Source organism: Stenotrophomonas geniculata ATCC 19374 = JCM 13324 (genome assembly GCF_001431625.1).
Classification (GTDB): domain Bacteria; phylum Pseudomonadota; class Gammaproteobacteria; order Xanthomonadales; family Xanthomonadaceae; genus Stenotrophomonas; species Stenotrophomonas geniculata.
The window spans coordinates 1-1,681 of sequence record NZ_LLXT01000044.1; the positions used below are offsets into that span (position 1 = coordinate 1).

Below are 1,681 nucleotides of genomic sequence, written 5' to 3' on the forward strand. Positions count from 1 at the left end.
CATCCGGCGCGCGCGACATGACGATCGGTAGTGGGGATGGTGCAAGGCTCTATCGCTCGGCGCCCGGCATCGAGCGCAGTGCTGTGAATGAAACCAGCGAGCGATCGCAGAACAAGCTGACCATCAAGATGCCGTTCCTGTTGAATCCGGCCGCTGCCGAGCTGCCGGTCACGCAGGAGTTTGGCCGCATCTTCCGGCCATACGCGCCCAGCGGCCGGGTTTCCGTTGTGTGCATGAAGGTCCACAGCAACGACCCGGACCTGCAGGCGGTGATCGAGTGGACGGGCCAGGTGGTATCACCGCGCTTCACTGACACCACTCTGACCCTGACCTGTGAGCGGAACAACGCAGGCAAGGGTTTCCGGGGCAATACGGGCCGGTTCACTCGGGGCTGCTGGAAGGCGCTGTATCGGTGCGGGGTGGCGATGCCGGATCACGCCGTGGAGGCCGTGCTGGCTTACGCCGGCGGCGCCACCTTGCGCTCAGCTGCGTTTGCCGCGTTCCCCGCTGGTCGCCTGGAAGGCGGGGTCATGGTCTGGGAGCGCAGCAACGGCCTGGCGGAGACGCGGACGATCAACTCGCACGCCGGCGACACCATCACCCTCAATTACCCCGGACCTGAACTGTCTGCGGGCCTGACGGTCACGGTCGCGCCTGGGTGTGCACACACGTTCGCCGACTGCGGCAGCTACTTCCAGAACACGCCCAACTATGGCGGCCAGCCGCAGTTGAACGTGGAGAACCCTTTTGACGGACACCGGATCTCATGGTGAACACTGATCGACAACAGCCTCGGCGCGGCCTGCACCGGCTTCTGTACGTGTACGGGTGGCGATTTCGGTACTGGTGGCATGACACGGAATCCGGCGCTCTTGCGCGTAGGGCCACCGCACTTGTTCTGGCGCTGGCCGGCCTTGCCTTCCTGGTCGACCACTTTCGTTCTCCTTTCCCGCAGGGCCAGCCACAGCAGGCCTTTGTGTGGTGGGTGCAGCTGATCATCATGATCGTGGCGATGCTGGTCAGTGCGCTGCTCGCCCGGACGAACCAGACCAAGCCGGAAGTGCAGACGCCCGATATTCCCACCACCGAGGAAGGCACCGCCGTGAAGCGCATCTATGGAACGGTGCGGATCTCCGAGCCGCAGGTGCTGGCGTGGCGGTCGGCGGGTACCGACAAGATCCGCAAGGGGGGCAAGAAGTGATCGTGACCCTTGAGCACATGCGCACGATTCCGGGCTTCGGCAACAAGCCAGGCTTCTGCTCGCGTGGCGGTCGGGATTGGTTTGCCGCGCATGGGCTGGATTGGAATGCTTTCCGCAAGGAGGGCATCGAGGCCGAGCGGCTGGTCGCTACAGGTGATGGCCTGGCCCTGGCATTGGTTGCGCACGCTCAGCGAATGGAGGCCAGCGATGGGCGGCGGAGGTAAGAAGACCGTTGGTTACTGGTACAAGCTCAAGCTGCTGTTCGGCCTGTGTCAGGGGCCGGTGGATGAGTTCGTGCAGTGGGACGTGGATGATGCAACGGCATGGGCTGGCTCCGTCACGTCCAACGGGTCGATCTGGATTCACGCCGAGAACCTGTTCGGCGGTGAGGATGAGCAAGGCGGCATCGAGGGCGAGGCTGAGATCATGTTCGGCCGCGAGGACCAGCAGCTCAATCCGTGGCTTCCGCCGAATCTCGGT

3 protein-coding genes and 1 pseudogene are annotated in these 1,681 nt (G+C 64.1%); all 4 read left to right on the forward strand.

The window, feature by feature from the left end; genetic code table 11:
* Positions 1 to 773 (forward strand): phage BR0599 family protein (locus ARC63_RS02570; RefSeq protein WP_057502448.1); only part of this gene is annotated, 773 nt, incomplete at its 5' end.
* The gene (locus tag ARC63_RS23065) at positions 770 to 1,201 is read left to right on the forward strand and encodes a hypothetical protein (RefSeq protein WP_139042361.1); all 432 of its coding nucleotides are present in this window, start codon (positions 770 to 772) and stop codon (positions 1,199 to 1,201) included. The genes ARC63_RS02570 and ARC63_RS23065, both read left to right, overlap by 4 nt.
* Before the next feature lie 2 nt (positions 1,202 to 1,203).
* Positions 1,204 to 1,425, forward strand: a complete 222-nt coding sequence (locus tag ARC63_RS02580; RefSeq protein WP_343123821.1) for a hypothetical protein — start codon at positions 1,204 to 1,206, stop codon at positions 1,423 to 1,425.
* Positions 1,409 to 1,681 (forward strand): annotated as a pseudogene (locus ARC63_RS02585) (hypothetical protein); the annotation flags it as partial. The gene ARC63_RS02580 and the pseudogene ARC63_RS02585, both read left to right, overlap by 17 nt.